A 17,573-nucleotide genomic window follows, 5' to 3' on the forward strand; every position below is an offset into this window, starting at 1 on the left:
GTCCCGGCACCGCCGGCCGGATCCCCCGGGGCATCCTCCCCTGCCGCCGGGAGGAGGACGGCGGCAGGGGAGGGGCCGGCTCAGTGCCCGGCGCCGCCGGGCGGGCAGGCGTCGCGCAGGATCTCCCGCACCTCCGCCGACAGCGGCCGCTGGCCCGAGGCCGAGGCCACCAGGTCGAGGGCGACCTCGCGGACCTTGCGGTGGGTGTGGCTGGAGATGTGCGCCAGCAGGTCGAAGGCCACCTGGTCACCGCACCCGGTCAGGAGCATGAGCACGCCCTTGGCCTGCTCGATCGGGGCCCGGCTGGCCATGGCGGTCCGCATCTGCGCGACCTCCGCCTCCAGGGCCCGCACCCGGTCCTCGGCCGCGGCCGGCCGCGGGCTGTCCACGACGAGGCCCTCGACGGCGGCCACCCGGCCCTCGTCGTCGAGCCGGGGCTCGCCGAGCAGCACCACGGCACGGTGCCCGCCGGCGTCGGTGCGCACCCGCACCTCCAGGCAGAACGCCTGCGCCACGGTGATCGCAGCCGACAGCGCCTCGATGGTCCGCGGCCGGTCGTCGGGGTGCTGGGCGGCGACCAGCGCCTCGGTGGAGGGGCCGTCGCCGGCCGGACCGAGCAGGGCGCTCATCTCCTCCGACCACCACCACTCGCCGCTGACGCGGTCGTACCGCCAGCGGCCGGCCAGGCGGGTGCGCCGGGCCGCCAGCGGCGGAGGGGCCGGAGGGCGCGCGGGCGGCACGGGGACCGCGTGTCCCGCCGCGCCGCGGTGCCGGGACCGGAGGGGGTACTGGGTGGACGTCATCGCGTGCTCCGGGAGCGCGCCGGGCGGTGCCCGGGAGAGCGCCGCTCAGCCGGTTGTTCGACCTGTCGCGGGAGCCGGCGGGGCCGGCCGCTCGAATGGTCTGACGGTAGCCGCCCGCACCGGGATGCGCACGCCACGCAGACGGATCTGTCCGGTTCGTGTCACACGACCGTGACGGGCCGGGCCGGGTGGCGCGCGACCGGTCCGCTGCGCAGGGCGGCGTCCACCGAGGCCAGCGTGGTCACCGCCGACCGCAGCCGGTCCGGCGGCAGGGTGAAGGGCAGCCGCAGGTGGTCGTCGAAGACCGTGCCGGTGCCGAAGACGCGCCCCTCGGCCAGCAGCAGGCCCAGCGGGGCGGCGGCGGCGGCCAGGGCGGCGGCGCTCGTCCCGGCGGGGAGCGCGCACCACGACGACAGCCCGCCGCCGGGGCGGGGCGCGCGCCAGTGCGGCAGTCGCGCGCCCACCTCGGCGAGCAGCACCTCGCGGCGCTCCCGCAGCAGTGCGCGGCGGCCGGCCAGCACGGTGTCGAGGTCGCGGACCAGCGCGGCCGCGGCGAGCTGGTCGAGCGGGCCGACCGACAGCTGCCGGCGGCCCAGGACGGCGCCCAGGGAGGCGGCCAGCGCCGCGTCGGTGCGCAGCCAGCCGATCCGCAGCCCGCCCCACACCGCCTTGGACAGCCCCCCGACGGTGACCGTGGCGGCGTCGGGCAGGCCGGCGGCGTAGGGCGGCAGCGGCCCCTGGTCGTCGAGCCACAGCTCCGCGGTCACCTCGTCGACGATCGTCAGCACGCCCTGCTGCCACAGCGTCGCGGCCAGCCGCCGCCGGCCGGCCGCCGACAGCCGGGCGCCGGAGGGGTTGGAGAAGTCGGGCATGAGGAAGGCCAGCCGCGGGCTGCTCTGCCGGACGGCGAGGTGCGCGGCCGCCACGACCGCGTCGGGGTCGGCCGGGTCGACGGTCACCGGCACGCACCGCCCGCCGGCCGCGGTCACCATGCCCAGGGCGCCGGGGTAGGTGGGGTGCTCGACCAGCACCCGGTCGCCGGGCTGCAGCAGCGTCTCGACCACCGTCGCCGTGGCGTCGCCGGTGCCGGCGGTGACCACCACCTGCTCGGGGTCGGTGGGCAGGCCGCGGGCGGTGTAGCGGTCGGCGATCGCGGCGCGCAGCTCGGGCAGCCCGCCGGGCGCGTAGCCGTGGCCGCCGGCGAGCGCGGGCAGCCGCGCCAGCGCCTGCTGGTAGGCCGGCAGCAGCTCCGGGGCGGCCTCCGGCGAGGCGTGGGCGAGGTCGAGGACCCCGGGGTCGGCGGTGGGCGCGGTCCACACCGCGCCGGCCGGCGGTGTCTCGAGCACGGTGCCGGCGCCGTGCCGGGTGCTCGCCCGGCCCTCCTCGCGCAGCAGCCGGTAGGCCGAGGCGACGGTGACCCTGCTGACCGCCAGCGCCGCGGCCAGGTCCCGCTCGGCGGGCAGCCGGGTGCCCGGCGCGAGCTGCCCCAGTGCGAGCAGCTCGCCGACCCGGCGGGCGAGGGTGGCGTACCGGGGCCCGGACGCCTCCCCGAGTGGCCCGACCAGCGCGGCGAGCTCGCCCGCGGTGGACTGATCCGCTCCCAGTGGCATGCGGGCCACCATGCCGGATTGGACCGCTTCCGTCCAGGTCGGATGGTGCCACTGTCTCCGCCATGACCACTGGTGCAGTCCTCGTCCTGCTCGTCCTGCTCGGCCTCGGCGGCCTGGTGGTGACCACCCTGGTGATCGCCGTCCGCGGTGGCCGCGGTCCGGCCGACCCGCCGGCCAGCCGCCCGCACGCCGACCCGGCCGGCTTCCCCGTCCTCCCGCAGCCGCGCGGCGTCCTCCACGGCCGCGGGCCGCTGACCCGTCCTCAGCCGCGCCGGGGTGCCCTGGTCGCGACGGCGAGGAGCGCCGCGGCCAGCCACACCGCCCGCGACAGGCGCACCGCCCGGGCGACGTCGCTGCTGTCGGGTGCCCGGCCGTCGCCGAGCACCGGGCGGTCCTCCACCCTGCTGCCGTAGACGTTGCGGCCGCCCAGCCGCAGTCCCAGCGCGCCGGCCGCCGCGGCCTCGCAGCGGCCGGCGTTGGGGCTGGGGTGGGCGGCGCCGTCGCGCCGCCAGACCCGCAGCGCGCCGCGCGGGGAACCGCCGGCCAGCGGGGCGAGGGCGACGGTGAGCGCGGCGGTCAGCCGGGCGGGCAGCCAGTTGGCGACGTCGTCGGCGCGGGCGGCGGCCCAGCCGAAGCGGGCGTGGCGCGGCGAGCGGTGGCCCACCATCGCGTCGAGGGTGTTGACCGCGCGGTACCCGAGCAGCCCCGGCAGGCCGGCCAGCGCTCCCCAGACCAGCGGGGCCACGGCGGCGTCGGAGGTGTTCTCGGCGACCGACTCGACGGTGGCCCGGGCCAGCTCCCCGCCGTCGAGGGCCGAGGGGTCGCGACCGGCCAGCGTCGGCAGCAGCGCGCGGGCGGCGGGCAGGTCCCCGGCCTCCAGCACCCCGGCCATCGCCGTCGCCGCGCGGCCCAGCGAGGTGCCGCCGAGCACCGCCCACGTGGCGAGGGCGACCGCGGCCGTGCGCGCCGCGGGCCGCCCGCGGGTGACCCGGTCGGCCGCCGTCCCCAGCCCCGTGGCACCGGCGACCAGGACTCCCGCGTACCCGGCGCCGGCCGCGCGGGAGTCCCGCCAGAGCCGCCGCTCCAGCGCGGCGGCGAGGGTGCCGAAGCCGGCCACCGGGTGCCGGCGGGCGGGGTCGGCGAGCAGCAGGTCGGCGGCCGCGCCGAGGGCCAGGCCGAGGGCGGCGGGGAGGTCCCGGCGGAGCAGCACGCCGACCATCCTGCCGAGACCGGTTCCTAGGATCGCGGCCATGCGCCTGCCCGGCCGTTACGACGGCGTCGCCCGGCCGATCGTCACCTACGGCAGCAACGAGGTGCTGCACCGCCCGACCGCCCCGGTCACCGAGTTCGACGAGCGGCTGCGCCGGCTCGTGCTCGACATGTTCGCCTCGATGCGCGCGGCCGACGGCGTGGGCCTGGCGGCCAACCAGATCGGCGTCGACGCGCGGGTGTTCGTCATCGACTGCCCCGACGCCGACGGCGAGGACGTCGTCGGCTACGTCGTCAACCCGTCGCTGACGCTGCCCGGGCCGGCCGACGGCGAGCCCGCGGAGGAGGTCACCGAGGAGGGCTGCCTGTCGGTGCCCGGCCCCTACGCCGACCTCGCCCGCGCCTTCCGCGCCCGGGTCGACGGCGTGGACGTCGCGGGCCGGCCGGTGACGATCGAGGCGACCGGCATGGCGGCCCGGTGCCTGCAGCACGAGGTCGACCACCTCGACGGCGTCGTCTACGTCGACCGGCTGCCCGAGGACCTGAGGGAGCGGCTGCTGGCCGAGGCCGCCGGGCCCGAGGGGGAGGTGCCGGCGTGAGCGAGACGGTCGCGGCCCCCGCCGCCCCGGTGGTCGTCGTCGGCATCGGCGCCGACGGGTGGGACGGGCTGGCGCCCACCTCCCGCGCCGAGGTCGAGCGCGCCGACGTGCTGCTCGGCAGCGCCCGCCAGCTCGACCTGGTGCCGCCGGAGGTGACCGCCGAGCGCGTCCCGTGGCCCTCGCCGCTCACCGAGGCCCTGCCCGGTCTGGTCGACGGGCACGCCGGGCGGGCGGTGGTGGTGCTGGCCAGCGGCGACCCGATGCTGTCGGGCATCGGCACCACGCTCACCCGGCTCCTGGGCGCCGAGCGGGTGCGGGTGCTGCCGGCGCCGTCGTCGGTGTCGCTGGCCTGCGCGCGGCTGGGCTGGGCGGTGGAGGAGACCGAGGTGGTCACCCTGGTCGGCCGGCCGATCGAGCTGCTGCACCCGCACGTGCAGCCCGGCCGGCGGCTGCTGGTGCTCGGTTCCGACGGCGAGACCCCGGCCCAGGTCGCGGCGCTGCTGTCGGCGCGCGGCTACGGGCAGAGCCTGGTCACGGTGCTCGGCGGCCTGGGCGGCCCGGACGAGGAGGTGCGCACCGGCACCGCGGCCACCTGGTCGCAGCCGGCGCCGGCGCTGGTGGTCACCGCCGTCGAGTGCCGCGCCGACCGCGGGACCGCGCCGCTGCCCACCACGCCCGGCCTGCCCGACGGCGCCTACGAGTCCGACGGGCAGCTGACGCGGTCGGAGGTCCGCGCGGTCACCCTCTCCCGGCTCGCGGCGGTGCCCGGGCAGCTGCTGTGGGACGTGGGCGCCGGGTCGGGGTCGATCGGCATCGAGTGGATGCGCGCCCACCCCACCTGCCGCGCGGTCGCCGTCGAGGCCTCCGCCGAGCGCGCCGAGCGGATCGCCCGCAACGCCGCCCGGCTCGGCGTGCCCTACCTGCGGGTGGTGCACGGCCACGCGCCGGAGGTGCTCTCGCGCCTGGGCGCGCCCGACGCGGTGTTCATCGGCGGCGGGCTGACCACGCCGCTGCTGGTGGAGTCGTGCTGGGACGCGCTGCCGCCCGGCGGGCGCATGGTGGCCAACGCCGTCACGGTGGAGAGCGAGGCGGTGCTGGCCCGGTGGCACGCGCAGGTGGGCGGTGACCTGGTGCGGGTGGAGGTGCAGCGCGCCGAGCCGGTCGGGTCGTTCACCGGCTGGAAGCCCGCGATGCCGGTGACGATCTGGTCGGTGACCCGGTGGTGAGCGCGCACTTCCGCGGAAGTGCCCGGTCCGGCGGCGTGGGGGGGCGGGGGCGGGGGGCGGGGGGGGCGGGCGGCGGCGGGGGGGGGGGGGGGGGGGGGGCGGGGGGGGCGGGGGGGGGGGGGGGGGGGGGGGGGGGGGGGGGGGGGGGCGGGGGGGGGCGGCCGGGGGGGGGGGGGGGGGGGGGGGGGGCGGGGGGGGGGGGGCCCCCCCCCCCCGCCCGGAGTCGGCCAGCGCGCCGTCGGCCACGAAGGCCACCCAGCCGCCGCGCACCAGCACCGTCTCGATCAGCTCGTCCACCACGTCGTCGACGACGTCGGGGTGCTCGACGTCGTCGGCGGGGAGGAGGAAGTCGCCGTCGGGGCTCAGCCGGGCGGCGAGGCAGAAGCCCTCCTCCACCGCGAGCATCTCCGGCCGCTCCCGCCGCGCGGCCAGCCACGCCGCGTCGATGCCCTCCACCACGGCCTGCCGGGAGCGCCGCCGGTCCAGGTGCGCCAGCGCCTCGCCCTGCCGGGACAGCAGGTAGCCGTCGAGCACCTCGCGCACCCGCGGGACCAGGACCGACAGCGGGGCGCGGGTGAGGTGGCCGGTCACCGTCCCGGCCAGCCGCCCGGTGTTGCGCGACAGCCGCCGGAACCGGCCGACCACCCGGTGCCCGCCGACCAGCACCAGCGGGGCGGGGTGCAGCCGCAGGAAGGTGCCCAGCGCCCGGTCGACGCGCCGCAGGAACGCGTCGCCGGCGTCGTCGTCGGCCCGGAGCGGGAACGCCGACCGTCGGGGTGGGCGCAGGGTCCCGGCGCCGCCCTCGAGCAGCCGCGCGTCCTGCTCCGACAGCAGCAGCACCACGTGGCGCGGGATCCGGTGCAGCGCCCGGACGAGGTCGCGGGTGGCGAAGGTGGGGTCGACGACCACCCGGTCGGGCACCCCCACCGGCAGGCGCACCACCTGGCGCATCGTCCGGTTGACGTACAGCGCGATGCCGGCGCCCGTGGGCTCGCCGCGGGCGGCGGACACGAGCTCCTGGAGGGCGTCGGCGAGCTCGGCGGGAGCGCCGTCGCGGGCCAGGCGCGCCCCGGCCTCGCCGGCCAGCCGCTGCAGGGTCCGCGCGTCCGCGTCGGTCATGCGGGCGGCGGGGGTGGTCGTGGCCAGCAGCGACACGCACGGCTCGTCGCGCACTGACTGCAGCAGGACGACCTGCTCGGGAGAGGGGCCGGGGACCCGTGGCACGGTGGCGGTCACGGGACCGGCCGGCCCACCGGGACGGCGTCGAGCTGCCGGGCGAGGCGGGCGACGGCGCGGTCGAGGACCCGCTCCCGGCGGCGACCGCGCAGGCCGCCGAGGCGGTGGACGGTGATCCGCGCGGGCAGGCCGGCCGCGGCGGCGCGCTGGGTGGCCAGGGCGACGAGGTCGGCGACCTCCCGTCCGGCCTCCTCGCCGAGGCGGGCCAGGAGGGCGGGGTCCGTGGTGACCGGGAGGCGGGGGAGGAGCAGGGCGGTGTGCACCTCGCGGCCGGTCTCGCGGGCGAGGGTGTGGGCCTCGTCGAGGGCCGCGAGGGCGCCCTCCCGGCCGGTGAGCGGGACGAGCAGCCGGGGCGGGACGCCCCGGGGGAGGGGGGCGGGCCGGGTGCGGGCCGGCGCGGGAGGCGGTGCTGCGGGGACGGTCGCGGTCACGGGGGCTCCCACGGTGCGGCGAGGTCTCCCCCGGTCCCGGAGGACCGGCCGCGCCCGGGCCGGAGGCCGGGACTGACGGGCGGCGGCTTCGCGGATGCGGTCGGGTACTCCCCTCGCAGGAAACACGATACAGGAAATGCTCTTCCTGTACAGGGGTCCGGAGGTGCGATGGCCGCCGGCGGCGCCGTGCCCGCCGGGCACCCGCGCCGTCTACGGTTCTCCCGTGACCGCGTCCTCGCCGGGGTGGACCTTCCTCTCCAACCACGGGCACGTGCTGGTGAGCCTCGCCGTCGACCCCGAGGCCCGCATCCGCGAGATCGCCGGCCGCGTCGGCATCACCGAGCGGGCGGTGCAGATGATCCTCGCCGACCTCGAGGAGGCAGGCTACGTCGTCCGGGAGCGCGTCGGGCGGCGCAACCACTACACCGTCGTCGAGCGCGGCCGGTTCCGGCACCCGCTGGAGGACCACGTGCGGGTCGGCGACTTCCTGGAGCTGGTCGTGCGTGACCGGCCCTCGGCCGACTCCGCCTGAGCGTCCCCGCGCTCAGGCCGCGGCGCCGGTGCCCAGGCCCGCCGCGGCCGCCCCCACCGGGGCGAGGACCGAGGTCGGCAGCAGCCAACGGACGAAGGGGAATTGGGACAACGCGCTTCGCCTGTCGAGTCGACGACGCCGACGGCGACCGGCCGGTGTCCGCGGAGCGGCGGGACGTGGCCGCCGCTGTCGATACCCTGGGAGGCAGGAGGCGCGTGGCCCGGTCGGACCGGGACCTCGCCGTGTCGCCGGTCGGGTGGACCGGGCCGGCCGCGCCGCGAGCTGTGACGAGGACGTGCTGTGTTCGAGACCCTCTCCGACCGCCTCGACAAGGTCTTCACCGGCCTGCGGGGCAAGGGCCGGCTGACCGACGCCGACATCGACGCCACCGCGCGCGAGATCCGCATCGCGCTGCTCGAGGCCGACGTCGCCCTGCCGGTGGTGCGGGCGTTCATCGCCGCGGTCAAGGATCGGGCGCGCGGCGCCGCGGTCTCGCAGGCGCTCAACCCCGCCCAGCAGGTCATCAAGATCGTCAACGAGGAGCTCATCGAGATCCTCGGCGGCGAGACCCGCCGGCTGCGCTACGCCAAGCAGTCGCCCACGGTGATCATGCTGGCCGGCCTGCAGGGCTCCGGTAAGACCACCCTCGCCGGCAAGCTCGGCCGCTGGCTCAAGGGCCAGGGCCACACCCCGCTGCTGGTCGCCGCCGACCTGCAGCGGCCGAACGCGGTCAACCAGCTCTCGATCGTCGCCGGCCAGGCCGGGGTCGACGTCTTCGCGCCCGAGCCGGGCAACGGCGTCGGCGACCCGATCCGGGTGGCCGCCGACTCGATCGAGCACGCCCGCCGCACGATGCACGACGTCGTCGTCGTCGACACCGCCGGCCGCCTGGGCATCGACGCCGAGCTGATGGCCCAGGCCGCCGGCATCCGCGACGCCGTGCAGCCCGACGAGACGCTGTTCGTCGTCGACGCGATGATCGGCCAGGACGCCGTCACCACCGCCGAGGCCTTCCGCGACGGCGTCGGCTTCTCCGGCGTGGTGCTCACCAAGCTCGACGGCGACGCCCGCGGTGGTGCGGCGCTGTCGGTCCGCTACGTGACCGGGCAGCCGATCATGTTCGCCTCCACCGGCGAGAAGCTCACCGACTTCGACGTCTTCCACCCCGAGCGGATGGCCTCGCGCATCCTCGGCATGGGCGACGTGCTCACCCTCATCGAGCAGGCCGAGCAGGCCTTCGACGCCGACCAGGCCGAGAAGATGGCCGGCAAGCTCGTCAGCCGCGAGGGCTTCACCCTCGAGGACTTCCTCGAGCAGATGATGGCCATCCGCAAGATGGGCCCCATCGCCAACCTGCTCGGCATGCTGCCCGGCGCCGGCGCGATGAAGGAGCAGCTCAAGCAGGTCGACGACCGCGACCTGGACCGCACCGCGGCGATCATCCGCTCGATGACCCCGCAGGAGCGGGTCGACTCGAAGATCATCAACGCGTCGCGGCGGGTGCGCATCGCCAACGGCTCGGGCGTCACCGTCACCGAGGTCAACCAGCTGCTGGAGCGCTTCGCGCAGGCCCAGAAGATGATGGGCCAGATGGCCGGCAGCATGGGCCTGCCGGGCATGGGCCCGATGTCGAAGAAGGCCCGCGGCCGCCAGATGCAGGCGCAGTCGAAGAAGGGCAAGGGCAAGAAGGGCGGCAAGGGCAAGGCCCCGGCCCGCCGGCCGATGGGCGCCCCGGCGCTGCCGCCGGGCGCCGGCTTCGGCGGCGGGCTGCCCGGCGGGATGCCGTCGCTGCCGCCGGGCCAGGCGCTGCCCGACCTGTCCACGCTCGACTTCAGCAAGTTCGGGGACGAGCGGCCCGGCCGGTGAGCGCCCCGGCGCTGCACCTGTCCGGCGTCGTCCTCCCCGAGGGCGAGCACCGCGACCTGTGGGTCCGCGACGGCCGGATCACCACCGAGCCGGTGCCCGGCGCGGAGACCGTCGCCCGCGGTGGGTGGCTGCTGCCGGGCCTGGTCGACGCGCACTGCCACGTCGGCATCGGCCGCGGCGGGGTGCTCGTCGAGGACCTCGCCGGCCTGCGGGAGCAGGCGCTGGCCGAGCGCGCCGCCGGCGTGCTGGCGCTGCGCGACTGCGGCTCCCCGGTCGACACGAGGGCCCTCGACGACGAGCCCGACCTGCCGACGATCGTGCGCGCCGGCCGGCACGTGGCCGCGACCCGCCGCTACATCCCGGGGCTGGCCGTCGAGGTGGAGCCCGCCGACCTCGTCGCCGCGGTGCGGGTGCAGGCCCGGCGCGGCGACGGGTGGGTCAAGCTCGTCGGCGACTGGATCGACCGTGCCGTCGGCGACCTGGCACCGGAGTGGCCCGACGACGTGGTGGCCGAGGCGATCGCCGCGGCCCACGAGGAGGGCGCGCGGGTCACCGCGCACACCTTCGGCACCGACGCGCTGCCCGGCCTGGTCCGCGCCGGCATCGACTGCATCGAGCACGGCACCGGGCTGACCGAGGACCTCGTCGCCGAGATGGCCGCCCGCGGCACCGCCGTCGTCCCGACCCTGGTCAACGTGGAGAACTTCCCGGGCTTCGCGGCGGCGGGGGAGAAGCGCTTCCCCTCCTACGCCAGCACGATGCGGCGGCTGTACGCGGGCTCGGGTGCGGTCGTGCGGGCCGCCTACGAGGCCGGGGTGCCGGTGTTCGCCGGCACCGACGCCGGCGGCGGCATCGAGCACGGCCGCATCGCCGACGAGGTCCGCGCGCTGTGCGGGGCGGGGCTGCCGGCCGAGGCGGCGGTGGCCGCGGCGTCGTGGTCGGCGCGCAGCTGGCTCGGGCTGCCGGGCATCGAGGAGGGCGCGCCGGCCGACGTCGTCGTCTACGACGCCGACCCGCGCACCGACCTCGACACCCTCACCCGGCCGCGGCTGACGCTGCTGCGCGGCCGCGTGGTGGCCTGAGCGCCCCGGGCGGTCTCAGACGGCGGGGGTGGACCCGAAGCTCTCGGCCAGCCGCCGGCCGATGAGCCGGCGGGCCGCGTCGGCGTCGTCCACGATGCTGCCGAGCAGGACGAACGGGTGCACCTGGCCCCGGAAGGACTCGTAGAGCGTCGGCACGCCGGCGTCGGCGAGGGCCTGGGCGTAGGCCGCGCCCTCGTCGCACAGCGGGTCGCACTCGGCCGTCACGACGGTGGCCGGTGCCAGCCCGGACAGGTCGGGCGCGAGCGCCGGTGAGAGCCGCACGTCGGTCCGGTCGGCGTCCCCGGCGTAGGCCTGCAGGAAGTAGTCGATGTCGCGGTGGGTGAGGAAGTGCCCCTCGCCGTAGGTGCGGTAGCTGGCGGTCCGGCCCGTGCGGGCGTCGGTCAGCGGGTAGACCAGCACCTGGTGGGCCAGTGCGGGCGTGGCGTCGCGCAGGGCCTGCGCGACGCCGGCGGCCAGGTTGCCGCCGGCGCTGTCCCCGGCCACGGCGACCCGCGCCGGGTCGGTCCCCAGCCCGGCGGAGCCGTCGAGCAGGGCCCGGGTCACCGCCAGGCAGTCGTCGTAGGCGGCGGGGAACGGCGCCTCGGGCGCGCGGCGGTAGTCGACCGACACGACGACGGCGCCGGCGTACCGGGCGATGTCCCGGCAGGTCGTGTCGTGGGTGTCCAGGTCGCAGAGCACCCAGCCGCCGCCGTGGAAGTAGGCCACGGCGGGCAGCCCGTCGTCGGCACTGGGGCGGTAGACCCGGACCGGGACGGGACCGGCGGGCCCGGGCAGCGTCGTGTCCCGCACGTCCGCGAGCGGTGCGGGGTCGCCGGTCAGGGGGACGACGGCGGCGAGCTGCGCGCGGTTCTCCTCGACGGTGCAGCTGTCGAGCGGGGGTGCGTCGGCGACCATGTCGAGGAAGGCCTGCGCCTGGGGGTGTGTCGGCATGGGGCGGCACGCTAGGGGCGGCCCGGACCGGGGTGTCACCCCCGGGCGGGGGGACGCCCCGGCCGGGTGACACCCCGCCCGGGGACCGCGGTCTCAGACGCTGACGCCGGCGGCGGCGCAGGCGGTGCCGAAGTCGGTGGCCGGCTGGGTGAGGCCCTCGAAGGCGACGAACACGTCGGTGCCCGACTCGATGTCGTCGATCGCCGCGTCGGTGGCGGCCGAGACGTCCTCGGCGGCGGCCAGCACCGGGGCGCTGGCGTCCTGGTGGTCGGCCGGCGCGTCGCGCAGCGCCTCCAGCAGCGGGACGACGTTCGCCGGGTCGACGTACCCGGTCTCGTCGACCGAGATCAGCGCCAGGCCGGCGTAGCCGAACCACCCGGCCACCGCCTGGCACAGGCCGGCGTCGCCGGGGACACCGGCGCCGGGCACGGGCAGGTCCTCCCCGCCGGTGTCGGCGGGCACGGACTCCGCGGTCGGCTCGGCCGGCGTCGGCTCGGTGGGCTCGGCGGTCGGCTCGGCGGTGGGCTCGGCGGAGGTCGTCCCGCCGGTCTCCGGGGTGGCGGCGGTGGCGTCCTCGGCGGCGGAGACGAGCGTGGCCTCGCCGGTCACCGACGTCGTGCAGGCGGCGAGGGAGGCGCCGGCGGCGAGGGCGAGGGCCAGGCCGGCGAGACGGGGGCGGGTGCGCATCGGGGACTCCGGGAGGTCGGTGGCCACCGGTCGGTGGCTCGCTGCCGACGACGCTCGCGCGGGGGCCTTGCGGCGCGATTGCGAGTGACTGGCCCCGACGTGCACAGGTGTGCGGAGAACCGGTTCGCGCGGCCTGGGAGACTGCTCGCGTGCTGCTGCGGATGTCCACGCTGTTCCTGCGCACCCTGCGCGACGACCCGGCCGACGCCGAGGTCCCGAGCCACCGGCTGCTGGTGCGGGCCGGCTACATCCGGCGGGCCGCGCCCGGTGGCTTCACGTGGCTGCCGCTGGGCTACCGGGTGTTCCGCAACGTCGAGCGCGTCGTCCGCGAGGAGATGGACGCGATGGGCGCCCAGGAGGTGCACTTCCCGGCGCTGCTGCCGCGGGAGCCCTACGAGGCCACCGGCCGCTGGACCGAGTACGGCCCCAACCTGTTCCGGCTGCAGGACCGCCGGGGTGCGGACTTCCTGCTCGGCCCCACCCACGAGGAGATGTTCACCCTCCTGGTGAAGGACCTGTACTCGTCGTACAAGGACCTGCCGCTGTCGATCTACCAGATCCAGGACAAGTACCGGGACGAGGCCCGGCCCCGGGCCGGGCTGTTCCGCGGCCGCGAGTTCACGATGAAGGACAGCTACTCCTTCGACGTCGACGACGCCGGCCTCGACGCCTCCTACGCCGCGCACCGCGCCGCCTACATCCGGATCTTCGACCGGCTGGGCCTGGACTACGTCATCGTCTCGGCGATGTCGGGGGCCATGGGCGGGTCGAAGAGCGAGGAGTTCCTGCACCCCACCGAGATCGGCGAGGACACCTTCGTCCGCTCGCCCGGCGGGTACGCCGCCAACGTCGAGGCGGTGGGCACCGTCGTCCCCGACCCCGTGCCGCTGGACGGCCTGCCCGAGGCGCACGTCGAGGACACCCCCGACACCCCGACCATCGAGACGCTGGTCGCCGTCGCCCGCGAGCTCTTCCCCGACGCCGGGTACACCGCCGCGGACACGCTGAAGAACGTCGTCGTCACGCTGGTGCACCCCGACGGCACCCGCGAGCCGCTGGTCGTGGGCATCCCCGGCGACCGCGAGCTCGACGTCAAGCGGCTGGAGGCCCAGGTCGCCCCGGCCGAGGTGGAGCCGTTCACCGACTTCGCGGCGCACCCCGCGCTGGTCAAGGGCTACATCGGCCCGCAGGTGCTCGGCAAGGACAGCGAGTCGGGCATCCGCTTCCTCGTCGACCCCCGCGTGGTCCCCGGCACCCGCTGGGTCACCGGCGCCAACGCCCCCGGCCGGCACGTGTTCGACCTGGTGGCCGGCCGCGACTTCTCCTGGGACGGCACCGTCGAGGCCGCCGAGGTGCTGCCCGGTGACCCCGCCCCCGACGGCTCGGGCCCGCTGGAGCTGGCCCGCGGCGTCGAGATCGGGCACATCTTCCAGCTGGGCCGCAAGTACGCCGAGGCCCTGGACCTGCAGGTCCTCGACGAGAACGGCAAGCTCGTCACGGTCACCATGGGCTCCTACGGCATCGGCGTCTCCCGCGCCGTGGCCGCCATCGCCGAGTCCACGCACGACGAGCTCGGCCTGGTCTGGCCGCGCGAGATCGCCCCGGCCGACGTGCACGTCGTGGCCACCGGCAAGGACGCGGCGGTCTTCGAGGCCGCCGAGGCGCTGTCGCAGGAGCTGGTCGGGGCCGGGCTGACCGTCCTCTACGACGACCGGCCCAAGGTCTCGCCCGGCGTGAAGTTCAAGGACGCCGAGCTGCTCGGCATGCCGACCATCGTCACCGTCGGGCGCGGGCTGGCGCAGGGCGTCGTCGAGGTGCGCGACCGGGCCACCGGCGAGCGGTCGGAGGTCGCGGTGGCCGACGCCGCGGCCACGGTGCTGGCCCGCGCGCGGGGCTGAGCGGGGGCCTCACCCCCGGGCGGCCAGCGCCCGGTAGCGGGAGGGGGTGAGGCCGTAGGCCGCGCGGAAGGCCCGGCCGAACACCGACGGGTCGGCGAAGCCGCAGCGGCGCGCCACGGCCGACACCGGCAGGCCGCGCGCGTCGGCCCGGCCGAGCTCCTCGCGGGCCCGCTCCAGACGCCGGCGCCGCACGTGGCCGGCCACCGTCTCCTGGCGGGCGGCGAACAGCCGGTGCAGCTGGCGGACGGAGACGAAGTGGGCCGCCGCGATCTCCCGCGGGCCGAGCCCCGGGTCGGCGAGGTGCTCCTCCACGTAGGCCCGGACGGCGCCGACCAGGGCGTCCTCGCCCCGCGGCGACCCGGCCGGCCGCGGCGGCGCGGCGCCGGCCGCGGTGGTGACCAGGTCGAGCAGCTCGGCGGCGAGCCGGTCGCCGGGGTCGGCGGCGGTGACGTCGGGGCTGTGCACCAGGTCGGTCATCATCCGGCCGAGCACCCCGGTGAGGCCGGCCGAGCCGTCCAGGCGCCGCGCGGTCAGCGCGCCGGCGGAGGCCTCGGGGCGGCACCAGGTGACGACCAGGAGGGACCAGGCCGGCGCCGTCCCGGCCGACAGCTCCCAGGTGAAGGGGCGGTCGGTCTCGTAGAGGGCGTAGTCCCCGGGCTGCAGCCAGCACTCCCGGCCGTCCTGCTGCACACGGGCGGCGCCCCGCTCGAGCAGCCCGACCTGCACGTAGCGCCGCCCGTCGGCGCGGGCGAGACCGGCCGTGCGCACCGCCCGCTGGTCCACCGACCCCACCCGGGACAGCTGCAGCGACCCCAGCGTCCGGCTGGAGACCTCGCCGGAGACCGGCCGGTCGGTGACCGGGGCGACGTCGAGGTCCACGAAGTGCTCGCCCAGCAGGTCCCGCCACGGCCGGACGCCGCTGCACCGCGTGGTGGTCGACGTCGGCATCGGACCTCGCTCGGGGTCGGCCGCGCGGGCCCGCGCGCGGCACCGTCCTGGGCAGGACGGGCCGAGCGTGCCACGCGTCACCGGCCCCGCGGAAGGCGCTGGGGGTCGAGGGCGCGGCACGCACCGTCGAACCGGCGGCCCCGCGGCGCGCGACGATCCCCGCACCGCGCCGGGGACGACGTCCCCGGGGGAGGAGGACGACCATGGCCGTGACCGACCTGCCGGTGCCGGGGACGACGGGGACGACGACGGTGCACGGCGCCTGTCCGCTGGACTGCCCGGACACCTGCGCGATGGAGGTCACGGTCGAGGACGGCCGCGCCGTGCGGGTCCGCGGCGACCGGTCGCACCCCTACACCCGCGGCGTGCTGTGCGTGAAGATGAACGACTACGAGCGCACGGTCTACAGCGAGGACCGGGTGCTGCACCCGCTGCGGCGGACCGGCCCGAAGGGCAGCGGGCGGTTCGAGCGGATCTCGTGGGACGAGGCGCTCGACGAGATCGCCGGGCGCTTCACCGAGATCGTCGAGACGTCCGGGGCCGAGGCGATCATGCCGGTCAGCTACCTGGGCACGCAGGGGATCCTCAACGGCCTCAACGTCGGCGACCCGTTCTTCAACCGGCTCGGCGCGACCGTCAGCGAGCGCACCTACTGCGACTCCGGCTCCTGCACCGCCTACGCGATGACGGTGGGCGCCACCGCCGGCGTCGACCCGGAGTCCTTCGTGCACGCCCGCTACATCGTGATCTGGGCCAACAACATGCTCAGCACCAACCTGCACCTGTGGCCGTTCGTGGCCGAGGCGCAGCGGCGCGGGGCCAAGGTCGTCGTCATCGACCCGGTCCGCCACCGGACGGCGCAGCACGCCGACTGGTACATCCCCATCCGTCCCGGCACCGACGGCGCCCTGGCGCTGGCCATGATGAACGTGATCATCGGCGAGGGGCTGACCGACGAGGACTACGTCGCGCGGTACACCGTCGGCTTCGACGAGCTCGCCGAGCGCGTGGCGACCTACACCCCCGAGTGGGCCAGCGGCGAGACCGGCATCCCCGCCGAGGACATCCGGACGCTGGCGCGCGAGTACGCCGCGGCCGACCCCTCGGTCATCCGGATCGGGGTCGCCATCGAGCGGCACGCCGGCGGCGGGCAGACCGTGCGGGCCATCTCCTGCCTGCCCGCGCTCACCGGGGCCTGGCGCCGTCCGGGCGGCGGCCTGCTGCAGCTGCCGCTGTGGGCCTTCCCGGTCAACTGGCCGGCGTTCCTCGGCGCGGAGTTCATCCGGCCCGGGACGCGGGTGGTCAACCAGTGGCTGCTCGGCCGGGCGCTGACCGGCGAGCTGGACCTGGACCCGCCGATCCGGGCGCTGGTGGTCTACAACAGCAACCCGCTGGTGGTCTGTCCCGAGCAGGACCGGATGGTCGCCGGGCTCTCCCGCGAGGACCTGTTCACCGTGGTTAGCGAGCACTTCCTCACCGACACCGCCGACTACGCCGACATCGTGCTGCCCGCCACGACCCAGCTCGAGCAGCGGGACCTCATGTTCTCCTGGGGTCACCTCTACGTGACGCTGAACGAGCCGGCCGTGGCGCCGCTCGGCGAGGCGGTGCCCAACACCGAGCTGTTCCGCCGGCTGGCCGCGCGCATGGGGTTCACCGAGCCGGTGTTCCGCCGCACCGACGAGGAGATGATCGCCGAGGCGTTCGACTGGTCCTCGCCGGTCCTGGAGGGGATCACGCCGGAGACGCTGGCCCGGGACGGCTGGGCGCGGCTGCGGCTCCCCGGCCCGGACGAGTACGCCCCGCACGCCGAGGGCGGGTTCCCCACGCCGTCGGGCAAGGTGGAGTTCCTCTCCTCGGCCGCCGCCGGCGGGAACTTCGTGCTGCCGCTGTTCCGCCAGGGGTCCAACGACCACCAGGCCGGCGAGCCGGTGGACCCGCTGCCGCACTACGTCCCGCCGCGCGAGCGGCCCGACGGCCGCTACCCGCTCACGCTGCTGTCGCCCAAGTCGCACGCCTACCTGAACTCGAGCTTCGGCGACCGCCCCGGTCAGCAGCGGGTGCAGGGCGTGCCCGCCGTGCACGTGCACCCGGAGGACGCCGCGGCCCGGGGTCTCGCCGACGGCGCCGAGGCCACCGTCGTCAACGACCGGGGCCGGTTCACCGCCCGGGTGCACGTCACCACCGACGTCGCGCCCGGCGTGGTGGTCTCCCCGATGGGGGCCTGGCGCAAGCACTCGCGCGGGGCGACGGTGAACGCGCTGAGCCCCTCGGTGTTCGCCGACCTCGGCCGCGCCCCCACCTTCTCGGACAACCTCGTGGAGATCGAGCCGACCTGAGGAGCGGCGCCGTCCCCGGCTGGCTCCTGCACGCCCGCGCGCGTCTGGCATGATGGTCGGTCGAACACGGCGGCGCGCGGCCCTCTCACCGTCGCCGGCCGTGTCCCTGGCTCCGCCCCGGCGTAACCCCACGCGTCCGTCCGGCGAGCACCGACG

General features: G+C 77.1%; 14 protein-coding genes and 1 pseudogene. 7 read left to right on the forward strand and 8 right to left on the reverse strand.

Annotated elements, in window-relative coordinates:
* Positions 1-80 precede the first annotated feature (80 nt).
* The 3 genes from ACI780_RS08105 to ACI780_RS08115 all read right to left on the reverse strand — a co-directional run bounded on the left by ACI780_RS08105 (position 81) and on the right by ACI780_RS08115 (position 3,632).
* Positions 81-803, reverse strand: coding sequence for a PAS and ANTAR domain-containing protein (locus ACI780_RS08105; RefSeq protein ID WP_457002078.1), 723 nt, complete (start codon positions 801-803; stop codon positions 81-83).
* 161 nt (positions 804-964) lie between these two features.
* Entirely contained in the window at positions 965-2,413 is a 1,449-nt protein-coding gene (locus tag ACI780_RS08110; RefSeq protein WP_457002080.1) for an aminotransferase-like domain-containing protein, read from the reverse strand.
* A 262-nt stretch (positions 2,414-2,675) separates the two neighbouring features.
* Positions 2,676-3,632 carry a cobalamin biosynthesis protein gene (locus ACI780_RS08115; RefSeq protein WP_457002082.1) on the reverse strand — a complete coding sequence of 319 codons (957 nt, stop codon included), beginning with the start codon at positions 3,630-3,632 and terminating at the stop codon, positions 2,676-2,678.
* 31 nt (positions 3,633-3,663) lie between these two features.
* On the opposite strand from ACI780_RS08115, the gene def reads away from it, so the two are divergent.
* Together def and cbiE are read left to right on the forward strand one after the other, a co-directional pair.
* Complete coding sequence (def, locus tag ACI780_RS08120; RefSeq protein ID WP_457002084.1) at positions 3,664-4,221, forward strand: peptide deformylase; 558 nt, start codon at positions 3,664-3,666, stop codon at positions 4,219-4,221.
* On the forward strand, positions 4,218-5,447 hold the full coding sequence (gene cbiE, locus ACI780_RS08125; protein ID WP_457002086.1) for a precorrin-6y C5,15-methyltransferase (decarboxylating) subunit CbiE: 1,230 nt from the start codon (positions 4,218-4,220) through the stop codon (positions 5,445-5,447). The genes def and cbiE overlap by 4 nt, the downstream gene beginning before the upstream one ends.
* Positions 5,448-5,918: 471 nt before the next feature.
* On the opposite strand, the pseudogene ACI780_RS08130 reads toward cbiE, so the two are convergent.
* A pseudogene (locus ACI780_RS08130) lies at positions 5,919-6,566 on the reverse strand (baeRF3 domain-containing protein); the annotation flags it as partial.
* Positions 6,567-6,679: 113 nt separating this feature from the next.
* Complete coding sequence (locus ACI780_RS08135) at positions 6,680-7,114, reverse strand: hypothetical protein (RefSeq protein WP_456870469.1); 435 nt, start codon at positions 7,112-7,114, stop codon at positions 6,680-6,682.
* Between the two features lie 223 nt (positions 7,115-7,337).
* On the opposite strand from ACI780_RS08135, the gene ACI780_RS08140 reads away from it, so the two are divergent.
* From ACI780_RS08140 to ACI780_RS08150, 3 genes are all read left to right on the forward strand, one after another.
* Positions 7,338-7,646 (forward strand): helix-turn-helix transcriptional regulator, encoded by a 309-nt coding sequence (locus ACI780_RS08140; protein ID WP_089402513.1) that lies wholly within the window; start codon positions 7,338-7,340, stop codon positions 7,644-7,646.
* A 300-nt stretch (positions 7,647-7,946) separates the two neighbouring features.
* Positions 7,947-9,512 (forward strand): signal recognition particle protein, encoded by a 1,566-nt coding sequence (ffh, locus tag ACI780_RS08145; protein WP_457002089.1) that lies wholly within the window; start codon positions 7,947-7,949, stop codon positions 9,510-9,512.
* Positions 9,509-10,594, forward strand: coding sequence for an amidohydrolase family protein (locus tag ACI780_RS08150; protein ID WP_456870471.1), 1,086 nt, complete (start codon positions 9,509-9,511; stop codon positions 10,592-10,594). The genes ffh and ACI780_RS08150 overlap by 4 nt, the downstream gene beginning before the upstream one ends.
* Before the next feature lie 15 nt (positions 10,595-10,609).
* Here the strand turns inward: ACI780_RS08150 and ACI780_RS08155 are convergent, their stop codons facing one another.
* Together ACI780_RS08155 and ACI780_RS08160 are read right to left on the reverse strand one after the other, a co-directional pair.
* Positions 10,610-11,545 carry an alpha/beta hydrolase gene (locus ACI780_RS08155; protein WP_457002091.1) on the reverse strand — a complete coding sequence of 312 codons (936 nt, stop codon included), beginning with the start codon at positions 11,543-11,545 and terminating at the stop codon, positions 10,610-10,612.
* Positions 11,546-11,638: 93 nt separating this feature from the next.
* Positions 11,639-12,232 (reverse strand): hypothetical protein, encoded by a 594-nt coding sequence (locus ACI780_RS08160; protein WP_457002093.1) that lies wholly within the window; start codon positions 12,230-12,232, stop codon positions 11,639-11,641.
* 149 nt (positions 12,233-12,381) lie between these two features.
* Between ACI780_RS08160 and ACI780_RS08165 the strand changes: the two genes are divergently transcribed.
* Positions 12,382-14,130 (forward strand): proline--tRNA ligase, encoded by a 1,749-nt coding sequence (locus tag ACI780_RS08165; protein WP_457002095.1) that lies wholly within the window; start codon positions 12,382-12,384, stop codon positions 14,128-14,130.
* A 9-nt stretch (positions 14,131-14,139) separates the two neighbouring features.
* Here ACI780_RS08165 and ACI780_RS08170 read toward each other — a convergent pair whose 3' ends face one another.
* Positions 14,140-15,078 (reverse strand): helix-turn-helix domain-containing protein, encoded by a 939-nt coding sequence (locus tag ACI780_RS08170; protein WP_457002097.1) that lies wholly within the window; start codon positions 15,076-15,078, stop codon positions 14,140-14,142.
* Between the two features lie 203 nt (positions 15,079-15,281).
* On the opposite strand from ACI780_RS08170, the gene ACI780_RS08175 reads away from it, so the two are divergent.
* Complete coding sequence (locus ACI780_RS08175) at positions 15,282-17,417, forward strand: molybdopterin-containing oxidoreductase family protein (RefSeq protein ID WP_457002099.1); 2,136 nt, start codon at positions 15,282-15,284, stop codon at positions 17,415-17,417.
* Positions 17,418-17,573 lie beyond the last annotated feature (156 nt).

The organism is Geodermatophilus sp. SYSU D00814 (genome assembly GCF_054050055.1).